Source organism: Magnetospirillum molischianum DSM 120, from assembly GCF_000294655.1.
In the GTDB taxonomy this organism is placed as follows: domain Bacteria; phylum Pseudomonadota; class Alphaproteobacteria; order Rhodospirillales; family Magnetospirillaceae; genus Phaeospirillum; species Phaeospirillum molischianum.
The window spans coordinates 1-19,095 of record NZ_CAHP01000012.1 but is presented as its reverse complement, the minus strand read 5'-3'; the positions used below and the strand labels follow the sequence as shown (position 1 = coordinate 19,095).

The 19,095-nt window shown below is 62.9% G+C and carries 21 protein-coding genes; 10 read left to right on the top strand and 11 right to left on the bottom strand.

From position 1 onward, the window contains the following. Positions 1-129: 129 nt before the first annotated feature. The 10 genes from PHAMO_RS03590 to nifW all read left to right on the top strand — a co-directional run bounded on the left by PHAMO_RS03590 (position 130) and on the right by nifW (position 8,635). Positions 130-1,764, top strand: a complete 1,635-nt coding sequence (locus tag PHAMO_RS03590; protein ID WP_002726542.1) for an N-acetylmuramoyl-L-alanine amidase — start codon at positions 130-132, stop codon at positions 1,762-1,764. Between the two features lie 157 nt (positions 1,765-1,921). Continuing rightward, positions 1,922-3,304: a nitrogenase iron-molybdenum cofactor biosynthesis protein NifE gene (gene nifE, locus PHAMO_RS03585; protein WP_002726540.1), complete on the top strand. Its 1,383-nt coding sequence runs from the start codon at positions 1,922-1,924 to the stop codon at positions 3,302-3,304. A 12-nt stretch (positions 3,305-3,316) separates the two neighbouring features. Continuing rightward, positions 3,317-4,675, top strand: a complete 1,359-nt coding sequence (gene nifN / locus PHAMO_RS03580; protein ID WP_002726538.1) for a nitrogenase iron-molybdenum cofactor biosynthesis protein NifN — start codon at positions 3,317-3,319, stop codon at positions 4,673-4,675. 52 nt (positions 4,676-4,727) lie between these two features. Further along, positions 4,728-5,147 carry a nitrogen fixation protein NifX gene (nifX, locus tag PHAMO_RS03575; RefSeq protein WP_002726536.1) on the top strand — a complete coding sequence of 140 codons (420 nt, stop codon included), beginning with the start codon at positions 4,728-4,730 and terminating at the stop codon, positions 5,145-5,147. Positions 5,148-5,214: 67 nt separating this feature from the next. After that, the gene (locus PHAMO_RS03570; RefSeq protein ID WP_002726534.1) at positions 5,215-5,664 is read left to right on the top strand and encodes a NifX-associated nitrogen fixation protein; all 450 of its coding nucleotides are present in this window, start codon (positions 5,215-5,217) and stop codon (positions 5,662-5,664) included. A 41-nt stretch (positions 5,665-5,705) separates the two neighbouring features. Beyond that, the gene (gene fdxB, locus PHAMO_RS03565) at positions 5,706-6,005 is read left to right on the top strand and encodes a ferredoxin III, nif-specific (RefSeq protein ID WP_002726533.1); all 300 of its coding nucleotides are present in this window, start codon (positions 5,706-5,708) and stop codon (positions 6,003-6,005) included. A gap of 88 nt (positions 6,006-6,093) precedes the next feature. Then, positions 6,094-6,687 (top strand): nitrogen fixation protein NifQ, encoded by a 594-nt coding sequence (locus tag PHAMO_RS03560; protein WP_002726532.1) that lies wholly within the window; start codon positions 6,094-6,096, stop codon positions 6,685-6,687. Between the two features lie 144 nt (positions 6,688-6,831). Next, positions 6,832-7,158, top strand: a complete 327-nt coding sequence (locus tag PHAMO_RS03555; RefSeq protein ID WP_002726531.1) for a HesB/IscA family protein — start codon at positions 6,832-6,834, stop codon at positions 7,156-7,158. A 10-nt stretch (positions 7,159-7,168) separates the two neighbouring features. Beyond that, positions 7,169-8,314: a homocitrate synthase gene (gene nifV, locus PHAMO_RS03550; protein ID WP_002726530.1), complete on the top strand. Its 1,146-nt coding sequence runs from the start codon at positions 7,169-7,171 to the stop codon at positions 8,312-8,314. 15 nt (positions 8,315-8,329) lie between these two features. Beyond that, complete coding sequence (gene nifW / locus PHAMO_RS03545) at positions 8,330-8,635, top strand: nitrogenase-stabilizing/protective protein NifW (protein WP_002726529.1); 306 nt, start codon at positions 8,330-8,332, stop codon at positions 8,633-8,635. On the opposite strand, the gene PHAMO_RS03540 is transcribed toward nifW, so the two are convergent. The 11 genes from PHAMO_RS03540 to PHAMO_RS03490 form a co-directional block, all read right to left on the bottom strand. Next, positions 8,632-9,129, bottom strand: coding sequence for a dihydrofolate reductase (locus tag PHAMO_RS03540; protein WP_002726528.1), 498 nt, complete (start codon positions 9,127-9,129; stop codon positions 8,632-8,634). The genes nifW and PHAMO_RS03540 overlap by 4 nt on opposite strands. After that, positions 9,126-9,920: a thymidylate synthase gene (locus PHAMO_RS03535; protein WP_040566146.1), complete on the bottom strand. Its 795-nt coding sequence runs from the start codon at positions 9,918-9,920 to the stop codon at positions 9,126-9,128. Before PHAMO_RS03535 ends, PHAMO_RS03540 begins: the two co-directional genes overlap by 4 nt. Before the next feature lie 68 nt (positions 9,921-9,988). Next, entirely contained in the window at positions 9,989-10,945 is a 957-nt protein-coding gene (locus PHAMO_RS03530; protein WP_268869794.1) for an SLAC1 anion channel family protein, read from the bottom strand. A gap of 170 nt (positions 10,946-11,115) precedes the next feature. Continuing rightward, positions 11,116-11,784 carry a guanylate kinase gene (gene gmk, locus PHAMO_RS03525; protein WP_002726525.1) on the bottom strand — a complete coding sequence of 223 codons (669 nt, stop codon included), beginning with the start codon at positions 11,782-11,784 and terminating at the stop codon, positions 11,116-11,118. Position 11,785: 1 nt separating this feature from the next. After that, complete coding sequence (acnB, locus tag PHAMO_RS03520) at positions 11,786-14,371, bottom strand: bifunctional aconitate hydratase 2/2-methylisocitrate dehydratase (RefSeq protein WP_002726524.1); 2,586 nt, start codon at positions 14,369-14,371, stop codon at positions 11,786-11,788. Positions 14,372-14,797: 426 nt separating this feature from the next. Next, the gene (gene ptsP, locus PHAMO_RS03515) at positions 14,798-16,570 is read right to left on the bottom strand and encodes a phosphoenolpyruvate--protein phosphotransferase (protein ID WP_002726523.1); all 1,773 of its coding nucleotides are present in this window, start codon (positions 16,568-16,570) and stop codon (positions 14,798-14,800) included. Between the two features lie 57 nt (positions 16,571-16,627). Further along, on the bottom strand, positions 16,628-16,906 hold the full coding sequence (locus PHAMO_RS03510; RefSeq protein ID WP_002726522.1) for an HPr family phosphocarrier protein: 279 nt from the start codon (positions 16,904-16,906) through the stop codon (positions 16,628-16,630). Then, positions 16,903-17,310 carry a PTS sugar transporter subunit IIA gene (locus tag PHAMO_RS03505; RefSeq protein WP_002726521.1) on the bottom strand — a complete coding sequence of 136 codons (408 nt, stop codon included), beginning with the start codon at positions 17,308-17,310 and terminating at the stop codon, positions 16,903-16,905. The genes PHAMO_RS03510 and PHAMO_RS03505 overlap by 4 nt, the downstream gene beginning before the upstream one ends. A gap of 82 nt (positions 17,311-17,392) precedes the next feature. Then, positions 17,393-18,331: an RNase adapter RapZ gene (rapZ, locus tag PHAMO_RS03500; protein WP_002726519.1), complete on the bottom strand. Its 939-nt coding sequence runs from the start codon at positions 18,329-18,331 to the stop codon at positions 17,393-17,395. Beyond that, positions 18,328-18,768, bottom strand: coding sequence for an HPr kinase/phosphorylase (locus tag PHAMO_RS03495; protein ID WP_002726517.1), 441 nt, complete (start codon positions 18,766-18,768; stop codon positions 18,328-18,330). Before PHAMO_RS03495 ends, rapZ begins: the two co-directional genes overlap by 4 nt. Before the next feature lie 65 nt (positions 18,769-18,833). After that, the coding region (locus PHAMO_RS03490) for a hypothetical protein (protein ID WP_328285632.1) at positions 18,834-19,095 on the bottom strand (262 nt) is incomplete at its 5' end.

Below are 19,095 nucleotides of genomic sequence, written 5' to 3'. Positions count from 1 at the left end.
CGCTCGGCCTTGCATCCCCGCTAAGGCGAAGTGCCTTCCAAATCAAAGACTTTTGAATTGAGCTTGAGTCGATGTCTGCGGTATAGCTGAACGCGGTTTCCCTGTTTTAGCGGCCATTGACGGGTCGGCATGGTTCGACGACATATTGCCACACTGCCGATGCTGGCTCTGGCGGCGGCGTTTCTGCCGCCGCTTGACGCATTTGTTTGGTCGCACGCCGCCTTGGCCGCCACGGCTTCCGGGGCACGGCTGGGCCAACAGAGCGAGAGCGTGACCCGGTTCGTCTCCGACCTGTCCGAGCGGGTGCAGTTCAAGGTTGTCACCCTGACCGATCCTCACCGAGTTGTGATCGAGGTGCCGGGCCTGGACTGGCAGGGGCCGCCGGTCCTCAGCCATGCGGTCGGCGTGGTCAACAGCGTCCATGCCGGTGACAGCCGCATCGTCCTTGACCTGCGCAGGCCCGCGACACTGAAGAACAGTTTTCTGATCGCGCCACGCGACGGTCTGGGCTGGCGACTGGTGGTCGATCTCGACGAAAGCACCACCGCCCCATCGCAGAAGCCACCGGCACAGAAGCCACCGGTCGCAGCGCCCGCCGCCGCCAAATCCGTCATCGCCGCCGCGCCGCCGCGCCCAGCGCCGCCGCCACCCAGACCTACGACCGCCGAACCGCCGCCCGCGCCAATCGAGACCGCCGCGCCAGTGGTACAGCGCAGTCCGGGCCGAATCGTGCTGACCAGCCCCAACGCCGCGCCGCCCGAAGCGGTCGCCCCAGCCCCACCCGCGCCTCCAGCACCTCCGCCGGTAGAGGAACGCAAGGTAATCGCCGCGATTCCCCCGCCCCCACCGGCCCCCGCGACACCCGCCGCGGCACCGGCCGAACGACCGGCTCGGGGCGGCAATGTCCTGTCGGTACCGATGCCACCGCCGCCAGAGCGGCCGACACCGCCGCCGGAACCGATTCGGGCCGAACCCGCCAAGGCCGAAGCACAACGTCCCGAAATTCAGTCCGCTGCGATGACGCCCTCCACCGGCGAGGATGCCGTTTCCCGCCCTCGCAATAGCGGGCTGCCGATCATTGTGATCGATCCCGGTCATGGCGGCGTCGATCCCGGTGCCATCGGCGTTTCCGGCATCTACGAAAAGCACATCACGCTGGCAATGGCGCGCGAATTGAAGACCGCGTTGGAGAAAAGCGGACGCTATCGCGTTCACCTGACCCGCGATCGCGACGTTTTCATCCGTCTGCGTGACCGCGTGGCGATCGCGCGGCAATACGGCGCGGATTTGTTCATTTCCCTGCATGCCGATGCGGTACAAAACCCGTCGATCCGCGGCCTGTCGATCTATACCCTGTCGCAAAATGCCTCGGATAACGAAGCGCAGTCTCTGGCGGAAAAGGAAAACAAGGCCGACCTGATCGCCGGAGTTGATCTCAGCCACGAAACGGCCGACGTGGCCGGTATCCTGATCGATCTCGCCCAGCGCGAAACGATGAACCGCTCGGCTGGGTTCGCTTCGGAAATGGTCGATGAGGTCGGGCAGGAATTCGACCTGCTCGACAACACCCACCGCTTCGCCGGCTTTGCCGTGCTGAAGGCCCCCGATCTGCCCTCGGTCCTGGTCGAAACCGGCTATCTGTCGAACGATTACGAGGAAAAGCAACTGCGCCAACCGGCGTATCGCACCCGACTGGCCAAGGCGATTGCCCGCGCCGTCGATCGCTATTTCCCCTCCTCGCAAAAGGCATCTCGGCGACAGTAATCTCCGTCTTTTGCGTGCCTCATTTTCCGACAATTGCCTGTCGCAGACGCGACATTGTTGCGCCGACAACACAAAATCCCCAGCATTTCCGCAAATTCCGCACTTGGCGCGGGGCTTGCATCGGTAGATCCCGTACCGCAACGGGAGGCCTGCCCAGATGCTCAAGCGAAAGATCCAGGAGCTGATGACCGAGCCGGGTTGCGCCGTCAACACGGCGAAGTCGGCGGGCGAGCGCAAAAAGGGATGCGGCAAGAAACTGGTGCCGGGAGCCGCCGCCGGTGGCTGCGCCTTCGACGGGGCCAAGATCGCGTTACAGCCGATCACCGACGTCGTTCATCTGGTCCACGGCCCAATCGCCTGCGAGGGAAATTCGTGGGATAGCCGCAATGCCTGGAGCAGCGGCCCGACGCTGTACCGGCTGGGTTTCACGACGGACATGAACAATCTCGACATCATCCACGGTGGCGAGAAGAAGCTTTACAAGGCGATCCGCAAGGCGATTGCCCGCCATTCTCCTCCTGCGGTGTTCGTCTATCAGACTTGCGTCGGCGCTCTGATCGGCGACGATGTCGAGGCGGTGTGCAAGGCCGCGACGGAACGACTGGGCGTTCCGGTGATCCCCGTCAACGCGCCGGGCTTCGTCGGCTCGAAGAACCTGGGCAACCGGCTGGCGGGCGAGGCTTTGTTCGAGCACGTCATCGGCACGGTCGAACCGAACGATGTCGGCCCCACCGATATCAATATCCTGGGCGAATACAACGTCTGTGGCGAGTTGGACCAGTTCCGCCCGCTGCTGGCGCGGCTGGGTATCCGGCTGCGCGCCTCGATCACCGGCGATGCCCGCTTCGCCGATGTCGCCGCCTGTCACACTGCCCGTGTCAACATGGTGCTCTGTAGTCAGGCGCTGGTAACCCTGGCGCGTAAGATGAAGGAAAAATACGGCATCCCTTATTTCGAGGGATCGTTCTATGGCATCTCCGACACCTCGGACGCCCTGCGCGCCATCGCCGGCCTGCTGGTCGAGCGCGGTGTCGATCCCACCCTGACCGAGCGAACCGAGGCTCTGATCGCCGAACAGGAAGCTCTGGCCTGGGCGCGGATCGAGCCGTTCAAAGCCCGCCTTAAAGGCAAGCGGGTGCTGCTCTATACCGGCGGCGTCAAAAGCTGGTCGGTAATCCAGGCGCTTCAGGAAGTGGGAATGGAGGTGGTCGGCTCCTCCGTGCGCAAGGCCACCGCCTCGGACCGTGAAAAGGCTCTGGCCCGCCTCGGCGGCGATGAGGAAAAGCTGGCCGATGCGATCCCACCCCGCGAGATGTACAAAATGTTCGCCGAGGGCCGCGCCGACATGATGCTGTCGGGCGGACGGTCCCAATTCATCGCGCTGAAGGCGCGAACCCCCTGGATCGACATCAACCAGGAACGTCATCACGGCTACGCCGCCTATGACGGCATGGTCGCTCTGGTGCGCCAGATCGACCTGTCGATCAACAACCCCATCTGGAAACAGGTCCGGGCGCCCGCGCCCTGGGACCAGCAATAGGAGGCGGCCACGATGGCTCTGATCGTCGATCACAACAAGCCCCTGTCCACCTGTCCGCTGAAGGTCAGCGCACCGTTGGGCGCGGCCCTCGCCTTCATGGGGATGAAGGGATGCCTGCCGATGTTCCATGGCAGCCAGGGGTGCACCGCCTTCGCCCTGGTGATGATGGTCCGCCACTTCCGCGAGGCGATTCCGCTCCAAACCACCGCGATGAACGAGATCAGCACCATCCTGGGCGGAATGGATCAGGTCGAGGAAGGTCTGCTCAACATCGCCAGCCGCGCCAAGCCCGAGATCATCGGCCTGATCTCGACCGCGCTGACCGAGACACGGGGCGAAGACATGTCGGGCGAATTGAAGCAAATCCGCGCCCGCAACAAGGAACTGAACGACATCGCCGTCGTCGAGGTCAGCGCCCCAGACTTCGCCGGGTCGCTGGAAACAGGTTGGGGCAAGGCGGTTGCCGCAATCATCCGCGCGCTGGCCGTTCCGACCGGAGGATTGGCCAAACTGCACCAGATCAATCTGCTGCCCGGCTGCCACATGACTCCCGGCGACATCGAGGCGCTGAAGGACATCATCGCCGATTTCGGCCTCGACGTCGTGGTGCTGCCCGATCTTTCGGACTCGCTGGACGGTCATGTCGCCGAATCTTACGTCCCGACCACGCTGGGGGGAACTCCGGCCGCCAAAGTGCGGGAGATGGGGCGTTCGAAGCTGACCATTGCTATCGGCGAGCACATGCGGGTGTCGGCCCGGACACTTCAGGAGAAGACCGGGGTGCCGTTCGTGCTGCTTGACCGCGTTACCGGACTGGAAGCGGTCGATCGGTTGATGGTCAGCCTGTCAACAGTGGCCGAAGTGCCGGTGCCGGCCCGGCAACGTCGCGCCCGCTCGCAACTGGTCGATGCGATGCTGGACGGACATTTTTACTTCGGCGGCCGCTCAATCGCGATCGCCGCCGAACCCGCGTTGCTGTGGAGCATGGGCAAGCTGGTCTCCGACATGGGTGCCTCTATCGCCGCCGCCGTCACCACCCAGGCGGTGCCGCAATTGAGCGAGCTTCAGGCCGAGCGGATCATCATCGGCGATTTCGAGGATTTGGAGGACCAGATCCTCGAAGCGGGCGGCTGCGACCTGATCATCGCCAATTCCAACGGCCGTCAAGCGGCATCGCGGCTATCAACCCCACTGTTCCGCGCCGGTTTTCCTGTCTTCGACCGGCTGGGCCCCGCCCACGAGGTCAGTGCGGGCTATCGCGGCACCCGCGATCTTATCACCCGGTTGGGGAACATCCTGATGGAGTGCCCCAACCACGGCCCTATCTCGGCGGAGCACATCCATGGCCACACGGCGGTTGCGGCTGGTTGACCCGGCCGGCTCCCTGTCCGGTGACGGGCCGAGACGAACTAAAGGAGGTCACATGAGAATCGCCATCGCCACCCAGGACCGCCAGCGAGTGGACGCCCACTTCGCCAGCGCCAGAACGTTCCTGTTCTACGATGTCGGCCCCGACGAGCACAGCTTCGTCGAGGCGGTACAGTTCGATCTGTTCAGTTCCGAGGACGGCGCGCACCCCGAGGACGGCGAGGACCGCCTGGGGGCCAAGATCTCGGCGTTGAACGGCTCGGCACTACTGTTCTGCCGCGCCATCGGCGGCCCGGCGGCGGCCCGCGTCGTCCGCGCCAATGTCCATCCGATCAAGCTGCCCGACGACGAACCGATCCCCCAGGTAATCGAGCGGGTCCGCACCATGCTGAAAGGCAACCCGCCGCCATGGCTGCGCAAGTTGCTGAAAGACCCCGAGGCAGGGGCAGAGCGTTTCGTTGACGACGAGGACTAAACCGCCGTTGCGAAGACGACACCCGGCGAAAGGCAATCGAGTCGAACCACAGGGAAGAGAGTGACCCATGGCCGAGTCCGTTTACGACGATCCGTTCCTGAAATCCCTGCTGATGCTGATCCGCGCCCATGACGGCAGCGGCGCGTGGGAGACGATGCCGGACGAAGCGATCCTCGCCCCCTTCATCGTCACCAGGGAACAGCGCCGCGAGATTCCGCTGATCGGCGATCCCGACCCCGACATCCTGTGGCGTGTCGAGTTATATTACGCCGCGATCGGGCTGGCGATCGAACAGCGCAGCGGCCACAGCGCCGCTCCGATCATGAAGATTCATCACGAAGGCTGGGGGCGGATGCTGCTGACCGCCGGGCGGCTGGTGGTGGTCAATTCCTATCTGCGCGACCTGCACCGCTTCGGTTTCGAATCGGTCGAAGCGATGTCCGCCAAAGCCGCCAAGATCATCGATGACGCGGTAGCGGTAATCAAACGCTTCCCTGACGTCGCCAGCGCGACCTGACGTCCCCCACCCTGAAAACCGAAAACAAAGGAGAGGTTCCAATGTCGTTCCGCCAGTTTTCCAGCCGCGACGGCTCGCCCTGGATTCCCAAATATTTGACCGAGATCAGCACCGACCTGTGTATCGGCTGCGGCCGGTGCTTCAAAGTCTGCTCCCACGCCGTGATGAAGTTGATGGGCGTCAACGAAGACGGCGACATGTGCGATCCGTTCGACGATGATGACGGCGATGTCGTCCGCAAGGTGATGACGCTGGAGCACGCGGGCAAGTGCATCGGCTGTGGCTCGTGTGAGCAGGTCTGTGGCACCAAGGCTCAGATGCACGAGCCGGTTCCTGCCTGACGACAGAGCCTTAGCCGTGACAAGGAGCCTGGAATAGTGTCATTCCCGGCTCCTCGCCACGGGCGGCCTTTTTGGTGGGAGAAAACGGATGGCCGACACCCTGTATGCCCGGTTGATGGATGGGCCGGGGGGCGGCGATCCGTTCGACCGCCACCTGTTCGCCTGCACGATCGGCACCGTACTCAGCGAAGGAGTCGCCTCGCTGTCGCGGGGGCTGGGGCTGTCGTCGGAATCGCTGGCGGCACTGATCGGCCGCCATTTCCCCGATGCACCGGGCCTGTTGGCGGGTCTGTCGGTCGAAACTCATGACGACCTGCCTCTATCGCCGGAAGAGCCCGATCTGCGCGCCCTGATTCTGGACAACCGCCGTGGCGCACTGGTCGAGGAGGAATGGCTGGCTCATATCCTGGCCCGCCGCTCGCTGGGTACCAACCATCTCTGGCAGGATCTCGGTCTGACCGGACGCACCGATCTGTCGGCACTGATGCGGCGTCACTTCCCCGCTTTGGCCAACCTCAACAATCGCGACATGAAGTGGAAAAAATTCCTTTATCGCGAACTGTGCCAGCGCGAAGGAATCATCATCTGTAAATCGCCCAATTGCGACATCTGCGCTGATTACGACATCTGTTTCGGTGCCGAAGACGGACGTCCGGCGGCTGACGCCAATCCCCTGTCGTAAACGCGACAGGGACGTTGCAACACGTCGCATCCCAGCCAGCGTTACGACCGACAAATCGGCAGTTTTCCGCCTTTTCCAGCCTTGGCATTTCCTTTGCATTCCTCTTCAGACATGGGGCTTTCCCAGCCTGAGGAGGAAACCGTCATGTTGAGCCTGACCGACAAAGCCGTCGAGGTGATCCGCGAGGTTTGCCAGGGCGAATATACCGGACTGCGCATCCTGGTGCGGAAAGGGTGTTCGGGACTGACCTACAGCATGGGTCTGGAAGAACAGGCCGCCGAGGATGACGAAATCATCGACATCGATGACGTAAAAGTGTTCGTCGATCCCGGCTCTGCGCTGTGGCTGATCGGCGCGACAATGGATTACGTCGCGGATTCCACGATGGGATCAGGCTTCGTCTTCGACAATCCGAACGCGGTGCCGCCGCCTCCGCCCGGTTGTTCCTGCTCTTCCGGCACCTGCGGCTGAGGGCGAGGCCATGTTGACGCGCGCCCCCATCGTCATCAACGACACCACACTGCGCGACGGCGAGCAAACCGCTGGCGTCGCCTTCCGCCAGTCCGAAAAGCTGGCAATCGCCCGCGCCCTTGATGCTGCTGGCGTTCCCGAAATCGAGGTCGGTATTCCGGTCATGGGCGAAGACGAGCAGGCCGGGATTCGCGCCGTCGCCGCGCTGGGTCTCAAGGCCCGCCTGATCGCCTGGTGCCGGATGCGCGAGGACGATCTGGCCGCTGCGGCAAATTGCGGCCTGAGCATCGTCAATCTGTCGATACCTGTTTCCGATCTGCAACTGTCGGCCAAACTGGGGCACGACCGCGCCTGGGCCTTGGAGCATATCGACCGCTCGGTGCGCCGGGCCTGCGCGATGGGCTTCGAGGTTCTGATCGGTGGCGAGGACTCGTCACGCGCCGATCCCGGCTTCCTCCTTCAGGTGGTTCAGACCTGTGAGGCCGCCGGAGCGCGGCGCTTCCGCTTCGCCGACACGATGGGAATCATGGACCCGTTCGGGGTTTATGAACGCTTCGCCGCCATGCGCGCCGCCACTGAAATCGAACTGGAGATTCACGCCCACGACGATCTGGGACTGGCCACCGCCAACTCCCTGGCGGCTGTCCGGGGCGGCGCCACCCATGTCAGCACCACCGTCAACGGCCTGGGCGAACGCGCCGGAAACGCGCCGTTGGAAGAAGTCGTGGTGGCGCTCGACCATCTCTATGGCCTGACCACCGGCATCGACAAGCTTGCATTGGGCTCGGTATCGAAACTAGTCGCCGAAGCGTCGGGACGGCCCGTTCCCGTCAACAAAAGCATCGTCGGCGATGCCGTCTTCACCCATGAATCCGGCATCCATGTCAACGGCCTGCTGCGCGACCGTCGAACCTATCAGGCGCTCGACCCGCACGAACTCGGCCGTGACCATCGTCTGGTTCTCGGCAAGCATTCCGGCCTGACCTCGGTGCTGCACGCCTGCCACGAAGCCGGGCTTGAGATCGACACGCCCGGTGCGCGGCGCGTGCTCGCGCAAGTGCGCAGCCATGCCGACCGGACCAAAACCATCCCCACCCTTGACGACCTGAAGCGCTTCCACCACGACGCGGTGAGCGCGCCGGTCGCCCCGATCTGAAGGAGCCTGAAACCGATGATTCTCGAAACCCTGGCCAAGCTGTCCAACGCAGAACAGTTCTTCGACACGTTGGGGGTGCCTTATGACCCGCAAGTCATCCTCGTCAGCCGCCTTCACATCCTGAAACGATTCCGCGATCTGATCCGCACCACCGATATTGAGGGATTGAACGACGACGAAACCACCGCCGTCTGTCGCGCCGCCCTGATCCAGGCCCACGACGATTTCGCCGAAGGCAGGGGGCCGAAGACATTCAAGGTGTTCCGCGACGCCCATCCCGGCTTCGTGCCGCTGGGGGAAATCCGCCGGGTCGCGGTCTAAGGCTCGACCCTTCGCTCCAGCACGACAAAGGCGTAGGCGGGATCGCCGTCATGCGCCTCGCGGGCGGTTTCGATCCAGGCAGAGCGGTCAAAGGCGGGAAAAACGGTGTCGCCCTCATAGTCGCGGGCGATCTCGGTCAGATAGAGCCGCCCGACACGGGGGAGTGCCTCGGTAAAGATCGCGGCCCCGCCGATCACCATCGCTTCGGCAGCGGGGGCAAGCGTCTCGGCCAGGGCAAGGGCATGGTCAAGCGAGTCCGCCACCACCGCGCCTTCGGCGCTCCACCCTGCCTGACGAGTCAGCACGATATTGACCCGCCCCGGCAGGGGACGGCCAAGGGAATCCCAGGTGCGGCGTCCCATAATCACCGGCTTGCCCAAGGTGGTATGCTTGAACCAGCGCAAATCCTCGGGGATATGCCAGGGCAACCGATTGTCGCGACCGATAATGCCGTTGGCGGCGACGGCAACGATGAGCGAGGGCGCGACACTCATATCGCCACCGCCGCTTTGATGTGCGGATGCGGATCGTAGGACTCGATCTCGATATCGTCGATCGTGAAGCCAAACAGATCGTCCACTGCCGGATTCAGACGCAAGCGCGGCAACACACGCGGCTCACGGGTCAGCTGAAGATCGGCCTGCTCCAGATGGTTCTGGTACAGATGGGCATCGCCCAGTGTGTGGATGAACTCGCCCGGCTGCAATCCGGTGACCTGGGCCACCATGTGAGTCAGAAGCGCATAAGAGGCGATGTTGAACGGCACCCCCAGGAAGACGTCGGCTGAACGCTGGTAAAGTTGACAGGACAGCCGCCCCGCCGCGACATTGAACTGGAACAGACAGTGACAGGGGGGCAGCGCCATCTCGGCAATGTCAGCGACATTCCAGGCCGAGACGATCAAGCGGCGCGAATCGGGCGTGCGTTTGATCTGATCGATCAATTGGGCGATTTGATCGATGGCCACGCCATCGCGACCCGGCCACGACCGCCATTGCTTGCCATAGACCGGCCCTAGATCGCCATTTTCATCGGCCCACTCGTCCCAGATCGAAACGTCGTTGGCCTTCAGATAAGCGATATTGGTATCGCCCTTCAGAAACCACAGCAATTCGTGAAAGATCGACCGGGTATGAAGTTTCTTCGTCGTCAGCAGCGGAAAGCCGTTGGCCAGATCGAACCGCATCTGATGCCCGAACACAGACAGGGTTCCGGTTCCGGTGCGGTCGCTTTTCTGCGTCCCTTCGGTACGGATGCGGCGAAGAAGGTCAAGGTACTGTTGCACGCGGTCGAAGCTCCTGATCGGTCGGCGCGGCACTGTACTCCGGCCGATGCAGGAAGATCAACGCGGCCTCACGCCTCGGGGCGACAGATCTCATCCCGGATCACCGCCAGGACGGTACGGCCAAACAACCCGGCGATCACCAGCGACAACAGCCCGCCCAGCCCGATCCCAGCCCAGGCGTAGAGCGGTGTCCGGGTCTTTTCACCGATCACCATCGTCGCAATCGAAAACGCCGCCAATGGGAAGGAATAGGCCCACCAGGATAGCGTAAAGCTTAGGCCCGAAAAGCGAGGAACCTGCACCATCAGCAGCAGGAACAAGAATACCGCGACGGCGTACAGCAATCGGGCAAAAGCATCGATTTCGCCCACGATCGCCACCCATGCGATAAAGCCAGCCGACGGCGGAGCCAGCAGAATGAACAAGGTCGGCACCAGCTTACCCGGCAAGGGAGTATGAAAGATCAGACGGTAAAAAACGATCGTCAGCAGCACCAGCCAGAACAGCAGGCCGATGGCGAAGAAAAACCACGATAGATCGGCGGGGGCAAATTTAACCCCGGCGATAGGCACCACGATATTACCGACGACGGGAATAAACCAAGCCGGGTTTGAATGGACGATCTCGTAATGAGTCTGGTTGATCCACGACGACATCACCGCCAAGGTCAACAGCAGATGGCCCCCCGCTCCCATGCTCCACAAAATGCGGGCCAAATCGACATCGACCGGCTGTGCAGCCGTGCCCAGCAGGATCAGCCCAACCGAAATGCTGGGAAAGAAGCTGATCCGAACCGGGTTACGCCATTCCTCTGCCACCGCACCGGGATAACGGATCAGCTTGAGCAGGTATAGCCCAGCCAGACCGGCAAACAGCGCCAAAGAAACCGCGAACACCCCTTGGCTAACTCCCCCCGTTAACCCCAGCGTCCCTTCCAGTTTGTGAAGGGCGATGGTGAGTCCCGACATCCCCATTACCGTGGAAAAAAATGAAACGGGAAAGTGACCAAGGCGGGATGATGTCACGATGAAAGCCTTCCAGAGCGTGCCAAAGACGATAGCATCGACCTCCGTACATTAGCACAGTCGAATATGCAAGGCCGGAGGCGAGGAACCACAGCGTCATGGTGCCTGCGTTGAAAACGGGGCGTCTGTGTAAGGGAGGACGGGGCACCAAGCGCCCCGTCAATAAGAACTCAGCCCCCGGAATCGCGGTCGAGACCGCGCAGACGATTGACGAATCCGGCCAGATCAGCCTGACGCTCGCGCTTCAGGCGGGCGGCGGCAAGGATCGAGCGAACCGCATCGATCGAGCGGTCCAGGTCGTCATTGACGACGATATAATCGTACTCGGGCCAATGGCTCATTTCGTCACCGGCACGGGCCATGCGACCGGCAACGATCTCTGGACTATCGAGACCGCGACCGCTGAGACGGCGGTACAATTCCTCCAACGACGGCGGCAGGATAAACACCGACACCAGATCGTTCTGAGCGTTGGGGTTCTGCCCTAATTGCTGGGTACCCTGCCAGTCGATATCAAACAGCACATCGTTGCCCTGGGCCAGGGTCGCCTCGACCGGAGCGCGGGGAGTGCCGTAGAAATTGTTGAACACACGGGCGTGTTCAAGGAACTCGCCCGCCTCCACCATGCGGTGGAAGCGCTCCACATCGACGAAGTGGTAATCCTTGCCATCGGTCTCGCCCTGCCGGGGCGAGCGGGTGGTGGCCGAGACCGACATCGAAATGCCAGCCTCGCGCTCCAGTAAAGCCCGCGCGATGGTGGTCTTGCCCGCGCCGGACGGCGAGGACAGGACCAACATCAGGCCACGACGAGCAACCACATTGGACTCGTTGCCGGTCATGCTACAGCGTCACCGTATCGGCGACGTCGCGGAAAGCCGGGATCTGGTCGAAGTTCATGTAGCGATAGATCTCTCCAGCCTTGGCGTTGACCACCGCGACCTGCTCCATGTACTCGGCGACGGTCGGAATCCGCCCGAGCAAAGCACAAACAGCTGCCAGTTCCGCCGATCCGAGATACACCCTGGTATCGATCCCCAATCGGTTGGGGAAGTTGCGGGTTGACGTTGACATCGCGGTCGAACCCTTGCGGATCTGGGCCTGATTCCCCATGCACAGCGAACAACCGGGCAGTTCCATCCGGGCACCGGCCCGGCCGAGGATGCCGTAATAGCCTTCCTCGGTCAGGATCAAGGCGTCCATCTTGGTCGGCGGCGCGATCCACAGCCGGGTCGGGATATCCGACTTGCCTTCCAGCACCCGACCGGCGGCACGGAAATGGCCGATATTGGTCATGCACGAGCCGATAAACACTTCGTCGATCGTGTCGCCCGCGACCTCGGACAGCAGCTTCACGTCGTCGGGATCGTTGGGACAGGCGACAACCGGCTCGGTGATCTCGGCCAGATCGATCTCGATCACTTCGGCATAATCGGCATTGGGATCGGGGGCCAACAGCTTGGGATCGGCGATCCACGCTTCCATCGCCTTGATGCGGCGTTCGAGGGCGCGGCGGTCCTCATAGCCCCCGGCGATCATCCACTTCATCAGGGTGATGTTCGAGCGCATGTATTCGATGATCGGCGCCGGGCCGAGATGAACCGTGCAGCCAGCGGCGGACCGTTCGGCCGACGCATCGGTCAGTTCGAACGCCTGCTCGATCTTCAGGTCGGGCAGACCCTCGATTTCGAGGATACGACCGGAGAAGACGTTCTTCTTCCCCTTCTTCTCGACGGTCAGCAGACCATTGCGGATCGCGTAGAGCGGGATCGCGTTGACCAGATCGCGCAACGTCACGCCGGGCTGCAACGTGCCCTTGAAGCGGACCAGCACGCTTTCCGGCATATCGAGCGGCATCACCCCGGTGGCGGCGGCAAAGGCGACCAGACCCGAGCCTGCCGGGAAGGACAGACCGATCGGGAAACGGGTGTGCGAATCGCCGCCAGTGCCCACGGTGTCGGGCAGCAGCAGACGGTTCAGCCAGGAATGGATCACCCCATCGCCGGGACGAAGCGACAGACCGCCACGGGTCGAGATGAAGCCGGGCAACTCGTGGTGAGTCTTCACATCGACCGGCTTCGGATAGGCGGCGGTGTGGCAGAACGACTGCATCACCAGATCGGCGGAAAAGCCGAGGCAGGCGAGATCCTTCAGTTCGTCCCGCGTCATCGGGCCGGTGGTGTCCTGCGACCCCACCGTGGTCATCCGCGGCTCGCAATAGGTGCCGGGGCGCATGCCCTGCCCTTCCGGCAGGCCACAGGCGCGGCCGACGATCTTCTGGGCCAGGGAATAGCCCTTGCCGTTATCCTTCGGCACGGCAGGCAAGCGGAACAGGGTGCTGGCGGGCAGGCCCATCGCCTCGCGCGCCTTCGTGGTCAGGCCGCGTCCGATGATCAGCGGAATACGGCCACCGGCGCGCACCTCGTCGAAGATCACCTCGGACTTGACCTTGAATTCGGCAATGACCTTGCCGTCCTTCAGCGCCTTGCCCTCATAGGGGCGCAGCTCGATCACGTCGCCCATCTCCATCGCCGAGACGTCCAACTCGATCGGCAGAGCGCCCGCATCTTCCATCGTATTATAGAAGATCGGGGCGATCTTGCTGCCCAGACAGACGCCGCCAAAGCGCTTGTTGGGAACATAAGGAATGTCGGTTCCGGTGAACCACAGCACTGAATTGGTCGCCGACTTGCGCGAGGAGCCAGTACCGACGACATCGCCGACATAAGCAACAAGGTTACCCTTAGCGGTCAGCGCCTCCAACTGGCGCAACGGGCCGCGCTGCCCCGGCTCGTCCGGCTCGATACCGGGACGGGCGTTCTTCAGCATCGCCAAGGCGTGCAACGGGATATCGGGGCGGCTCCAGGCATCGGGCGCGGGCGACAGATCGTCGGTGTTGGTCTCGCCCGAGACCTTGAACACGGTGACGGTCAGGCTGTGCGGCACTTCGGGGCGCGAGGTGAACCATTCCCCTGCGGCCCAGGACTCCAGAACGGCGCGGGCATTGGCGTTACCGCCTTCGGCCGCAAGGCGGACATCGTGGAAGAAGTCGAACACCAACAAGGTGTTCTTCAGCCCCTCGGCGGCGATGGTGCCGACTTCGGGATCGGCCAGCAGATCGATCAGCGGCTTCACATTGAACCCGCCCAGCATGGTGCCGAGCAATTCGGTGGCGCGGGCGCGGCTGATCACCGAATTGGTTTCGGTGCCTCGGGCGACACTCTCCAGAAACGCGGCTTTGACCCGAGCCGCGTCATCGACCCCGGCAGGAACCCGCTCGGCGATCATTTCGGCCAGGGCGTGCGCCTCGTTTCGGGGAGGATCGCGCAACAAGGCGACCAATTGCTCTGTCTGCGTTGCCGACAGCGGAAGGGGGGGAATCCCGAGCGCGGCGCGCTCGGCGACATGCTGGCGATAGGCTTCAAGCACGACCAAATCCTCTCGTCATCTCGTCTTTCATGCAGCCCGTGACGGGCGGATGGAACCGCCGCCCCCCGGCGAACTGCCGCTGGACACTACCCCTAAGTGGGGGTTTGTTGGCATAAAAACTACCCTGAAACAGGCCGTAGACGGAAGACGCTATCCGTATACGTCGCCCCGATTGCCCATCAAATCGCCACAATCTCGGGCGAAGATGTTCATACGTTCTCGGAGGCCGCTAGATCCCTCCCGCCCCATAGCAGGCGGCTCCGGGCAAAAGCGGCGGTCGGCGCCCCCCACTCCCCCTCTGCGCTGGCCGCCGCCCCAACTCTATCAAAGCCTCAATCGCCGGCACTCTCTCCGTTCGTTTGGCTTGCGCGCGGACGGCCGCGCCCGATCAGGGGGAGCCCCCGCGTTCTATTCCCTAAGATTGGATTAGATTTCACACCGTCCGTCGGCATCGCAGGTATCGACCAGCATCGCGATACGGGCCGAGTCAGATTCCGCCATCACGGCACGGGCACAGATTTCGGCGGCGGACTGATCGATGGTGTGGATACGTTGTTTCACCATCGGCAGGTTGTTGGTGCTCATCGACAGGTCGCGAATCCCCAACCCAAGCAACAACGCGGTATAACGCGGATCACCCGCCATCTCGCCACAGACGCACAAGGGTATTCCAGCCTTTGCTGCGGCATCGGCGGAAAACTGGATCAGGCGCAGCACCGCCGGATGCAGCGGGTTGAACAGATGCGCCACCGCCTCGTCCGACCGATCGATCGCCAGGGTATATTGCGTTAGATCGTTGGTGCCGATGGCAAAGAAGTCCGCCTCGACGGCCAAAGCGTCGGCAGCCAAAGCAGCACCAGGGATCTCGATCATCGCCCCCAACGGCGGAGGCGGATCGGAAACGGGGATTCCCGCCGCAGTCAGGCGCGCCAAGGCGGATTCCATCATCTTCCGGGCCATCCGCAATTCCTCGACCGTTGCGACCATCGGAATCAGGATGCGAACCGGACCATGCGCCGAGGCGCGCAAAATCGCCGAAAGCTGAGTCTCCAGCAATTCAGGCCGAGCCAGTCCCAACCGGATCGCCCGCAGGCCCAATGCCGGATTGGGGCCGATCGAACAGCCCAGCGCCGGAGCCAGTTTGTCGCCTCCGGCATCGAAGGTACGCACAGTCAACCGCCGTCCGCCCAGCCGCTCGATCAGTTCGCGCAAGAGGTGATATTGTTCATCCTCGGAAGGAACGTCGTCGCGGTTCATGTACATGAACTCGCTGCGCAGCAGGCCGATACCCTCGGCACCGGATTCCAGCACCGCCGCAACTTCGGCGGGTAGCTCCATATTGGCCTGGAGCAGGATGCGGGTTCCATCGCGGGTTTCCGCCGGGACATCGCGCAGGCGGGCCAAGGCACGACGGGCACGAAGACAGTCGGCGCGCTTTTTACGGTAGCGCCCCATCGTTTCGGGCGACGGATTGATCACCACCAAGCCGCCGGTGCCGTCAACGATGATCGGCTCGCCGCCGTGCAATCCCCTCAACAGCCCGCTGACGCCCAGCACGGTGGGCAGCCCCAGCGAGCGGGCCATGATCGCGGTGTGGCTCTCGGCACCGCCGACAACCGTCGCCAGCCCGGCAACCCGGCGCGGATCGAGCAGGGCGGTATCGGCAGGCGTCATTTCATCGGCCAGGATCACCGCATTACGAGGCAGATCGGTGAACGGACGATAAGGCGTATGCGTCAGACTGCGAAGCAACCGACGACCGATGTCTTTGATATCGGCGACGCGGGCGGCAAGATAGGCGTCTTCCATCGCCTCGAAACCGCGAACGATCTCGGAAATTTCCTGCTGGACCGCGGCTTCGGCATTCAACAGCTTTTCCGCGATCCGGTGCTGAACACCACGGGTCAGCCGTGACCCCTTCAGCATTTGGCGATAAGCGTCGAGGAGATAGCCCATCTCCTCGGCGGCCGCCCCGCCAAGATCGACCGCTTTTTCCTGTAATTGTTCGACCTGACGGCCTGCGCTCGCCACCGCCTCGGCAAACCGCGCACATTCGGCCTCGACCTGATCGGTTTCGATACGCCGTTCTGGTACCTTGATGGTCCCGGCATCATGCGGAAAGACGACGCCGATGGCGACTCCCCGGGCGATCGCCAAACCTTCCAGTACGATCTCGTCCTCTGCGGCCCGGATCGTCATCCCCACCTCACCTATTGAATGTCCGCCGCCGTTGATCCGGCGACGATATTATTTGGGTCAGTCTTCGTCGAACTTGCGATCGACAAGATCTGTTAACGCGTCAAGCGCCGCCTGGGCATCTGCCCCCTGGGCCGAGATATCGATGCTGCATCCCGGCGCCGCCGCCAGCATCATCAGGCCCATGATCGAGATCCCCGACACTTCGGTACCGCGATGGCCGACAGTGACCTGGGCGTTGAACGTGGCGGCAAGTTTAACGAACTTGGCAGCAGCGCGGGCATGCAGGCCGCGACGATTCGCGATCAGCGCGCTGCGATGAACATTATCGGTACTCATCGACGATCCTGGGTAAGAAGCTTCGAAGCCACATTGATATATTTCCGCCCGGCTTCCTGGGCGCTGGCAACCGCATCGGCCAAAGGCTCGGAATGACGGACGCTGGCCAGCTTGATCAACATGGGTAGATTGACTCCGGCGATCACTTCGACCCGAGCCTTGTCCATGATCGAGATCGCCAGATTCGACGGCGTGCCGCCAAACATGTCGGTCAGCAGAACCACCCCGGCACCGTCGTCGCAACAGGCGACGCGTTCCAGGATGTTATTGCGCCGCTGCTCCATATCGTCGTCAGGGCCGATACAAACGGTTCCAACATTGGGTTGCGGTCCGACCACGTGCTCCAGCGCGGCGACAAGTTCGTCGGCCAGACGCCCGTGGGTGACGAGAACCAGTCCGATCATCTCCACCCCCCTGTTACGCCGGGAATCAAGCCGGAAAGGCCCCCCGGACGCGAGTCCGATATAATCCGTATCCCCCGTTGTCTCATCCCCCGGCTCCCTCGTCGAGTTCGCGGTGGCGCAGGTCGACCCGCTCGCCCCGATTACGCAACCATTCCGCAATTCGCTCGGCCACCGCGACCGAGCGGTGGCGGCCACCGGTACAGCCGATGGCAATGGTCAAATAGCTCTTCCCCTCGGCGGCAAAACGCGGCAACAGAGGGGCAAGCAACCCCGTCAACGAATCGATGAACGGCCCGAAAGCCGGATCAGCAGCGACATACCCGGCCACCGCCGGATCGCGCCCAGTCAAAGGTCGCAGATCGGATCGGTAATGGGGATTGGTCAGGAACCGGGCGTCAAACACCAGATCGGCCTCACGCGGCAAACCGTTACGATAGGCGAAAGAGGTGACGAACACCACCAGCCCCCGATCGGTTTCCAGACCGAAATGACCCGCCAACACCCGCTTCAGCGCCGCCGGAGCAAGTCCGGTCGTATCGACCACCAGATCGGCGCGGGCGCGCAACGGCAGCAGCAGAGCGCGCTCGTGGCGAATTCCATCCAGCAGCGGCCGATCGATGGCAAGAGGATGGCGACGCCGCGACTCGGTATAGCGACGACACAGAACATCGTCGTCGCAATCGAGGAACAGCAGCTCGACCTTGCGCCCGTTCTCGGACATCAGCCGGTCTACCGCATTCAGTACCGGCTCGACTCCGAAGTCGCGGGTACGGATATCGATTCCCACCGCCAGCGGACGCGACGACCCGCTACCCGAGCGGACCAGATTGGCGACCAGCGACAGCGGCAGATTATCGACCGCTTCCCACCCCAGATCCTCCAGCCCCTTCAGCGCCAGGGTCTTGCCCGCGCCGGACAGGCCGGTGACGATCGCCACGCGCCCATTGCCGCAACTGGGCGGCACGGTCGGGGCCGGGGCGAGAGCCGCCGCCGGCTGATCGGACGAAGGAGGATGGCTCATGATATCGCCATTATATCCCGCGTTGGCGAAAGCACCGCAAGGCGAACCTTCGCTGCCGCCGAAGCCTGGAACGGCACCAGATCGATTCGAGGAATCGCAACCCCCATCAAAACCGCAGAAGACGGCTCGGGCAGGCGCTCGATCGCACCTGCGTCGGTGACCAGATCGACCACCAGGGACAGGGGCACCGACGGATGATGTGGCAGGCGCAGAATCCCCACGCCCCGCGCTTCGATCAGCCCGGCGATCGTTTCAGGAGAGCGGGCGATCACCCGACCATCGTCACCGACCGCCAACCACGTCTGATCGTCGGCGATCAGAAAAGCGCCGCTATCGATCAGACGAAGCGCCAGATCGGACTTGCCGCTGCCGGGAACGCCCCGGATCAGCACGCCGTGGCCAGAAATCTCCACCGTGGTGCCATGAACAAGAAGCATCCGGCCAGGGTGGCGGCCTCAACGACCGAAGTCAATCACGGAGAGCGAAAGATTGAAGAGGCGGATCAGTCCTGAACCGAGTCGTTGCGATGCAACACGCCAGCCTCGACCAGTTTATTGACCAGATCTCCCATCGTCATCAGCGATTTCAGGAACCCATCGACTGGCATTACCACCCGCTGACGGACCTCCAGACGGCCCTGCCCTTCTTCGGTCGGTTCGAGCGACACCAGTTCGATGCGGACGATTCCTCCCGAGAAATCAACCCGACCGACACCATCGGCGAACACTTCGGGCGTCATCGAACTCTCCCGTTTACAGCTCGAA

Bases quoted from the DNA above. Each gene is read 5' to 3' on its own strand.
- PHAMO_RS03570 (WP_002726534.1), top strand. From the start codon at position 5,215: ATGGCCGAGTCCGTTTACGACGATCCGTTCCTGAAATCCCTGCTGATG.
- PHAMO_RS03540 (WP_002726528.1), bottom strand. From the start codon at position 9,129: ATGAGTGTCGCGCCCTCGCTCATCGTTGCCGTCGCCGCCAACGGCATT.
- ptsP (WP_002726523.1), bottom strand. From the start codon at position 16,570: ATGACGATCCGGGCCGCAGAGGACGAGATCGTACTGGAAGGTTTGGCG.
- nifV (WP_002726530.1), top strand. From the start codon at position 7,169: ATGTTGACGCGCGCCCCCATCGTCATCAACGACACCACACTGCGCGAC.
- nifX (WP_002726536.1), top strand. From the start codon at position 4,728: ATGAGAATCGCCATCGCCACCCAGGACCGCCAGCGAGTGGACGCCCAC.
- PHAMO_RS03590 (WP_002726542.1), top strand. From the start codon at position 130: ATGGTTCGACGACATATTGCCACACTGCCGATGCTGGCTCTGGCGGCG.
- PHAMO_RS03495 (WP_002726517.1), bottom strand. From the start codon at position 18,768: ATGCTTCTTGTTCATGGCACCACGGTGGAGATTTCTGGCCACGGCGTG.
- gmk (WP_002726525.1), bottom strand. From the start codon at position 11,784: ATGACCGGCAACGAGTCCAATGTGGTTGCTCGTCGTGGCCTGATGTTG.
- PHAMO_RS03555 (WP_002726531.1), top strand. From the start codon at position 6,832: ATGTTGAGCCTGACCGACAAAGCCGTCGAGGTGATCCGCGAGGTTTGC.
- PHAMO_RS03510 (WP_002726522.1), bottom strand. From the start codon at position 16,906: ATGAGTACCGATAATGTTCATCGCAGCGCGCTGATCGCGAATCGTCGC.
- nifN (WP_002726538.1), top strand. From the start codon at position 3,317: ATGGCTCTGATCGTCGATCACAACAAGCCCCTGTCCACCTGTCCGCTG.
- rapZ (WP_002726519.1), bottom strand. From the start codon at position 18,331: ATGAGCCATCCTCCTTCGTCCGATCAGCCGGCGGCGGCTCTCGCCCCG.
- fdxB (WP_002726533.1), top strand. From the start codon at position 5,706: ATGTCGTTCCGCCAGTTTTCCAGCCGCGACGGCTCGCCCTGGATTCCC.
- nifE (WP_002726540.1), top strand. From the start codon at position 1,922: ATGCTCAAGCGAAAGATCCAGGAGCTGATGACCGAGCCGGGTTGCGCC.
- PHAMO_RS03560 (WP_002726532.1), top strand. From the start codon at position 6,094: ATGGCCGACACCCTGTATGCCCGGTTGATGGATGGGCCGGGGGGCGGC.
- nifW (WP_002726529.1), top strand. From the start codon at position 8,330: ATGATTCTCGAAACCCTGGCCAAGCTGTCCAACGCAGAACAGTTCTTC.
- PHAMO_RS03505 (WP_002726521.1), bottom strand. From the start codon at position 17,310: ATGATCGGACTGGTTCTCGTCACCCACGGGCGTCTGGCCGACGAACTT.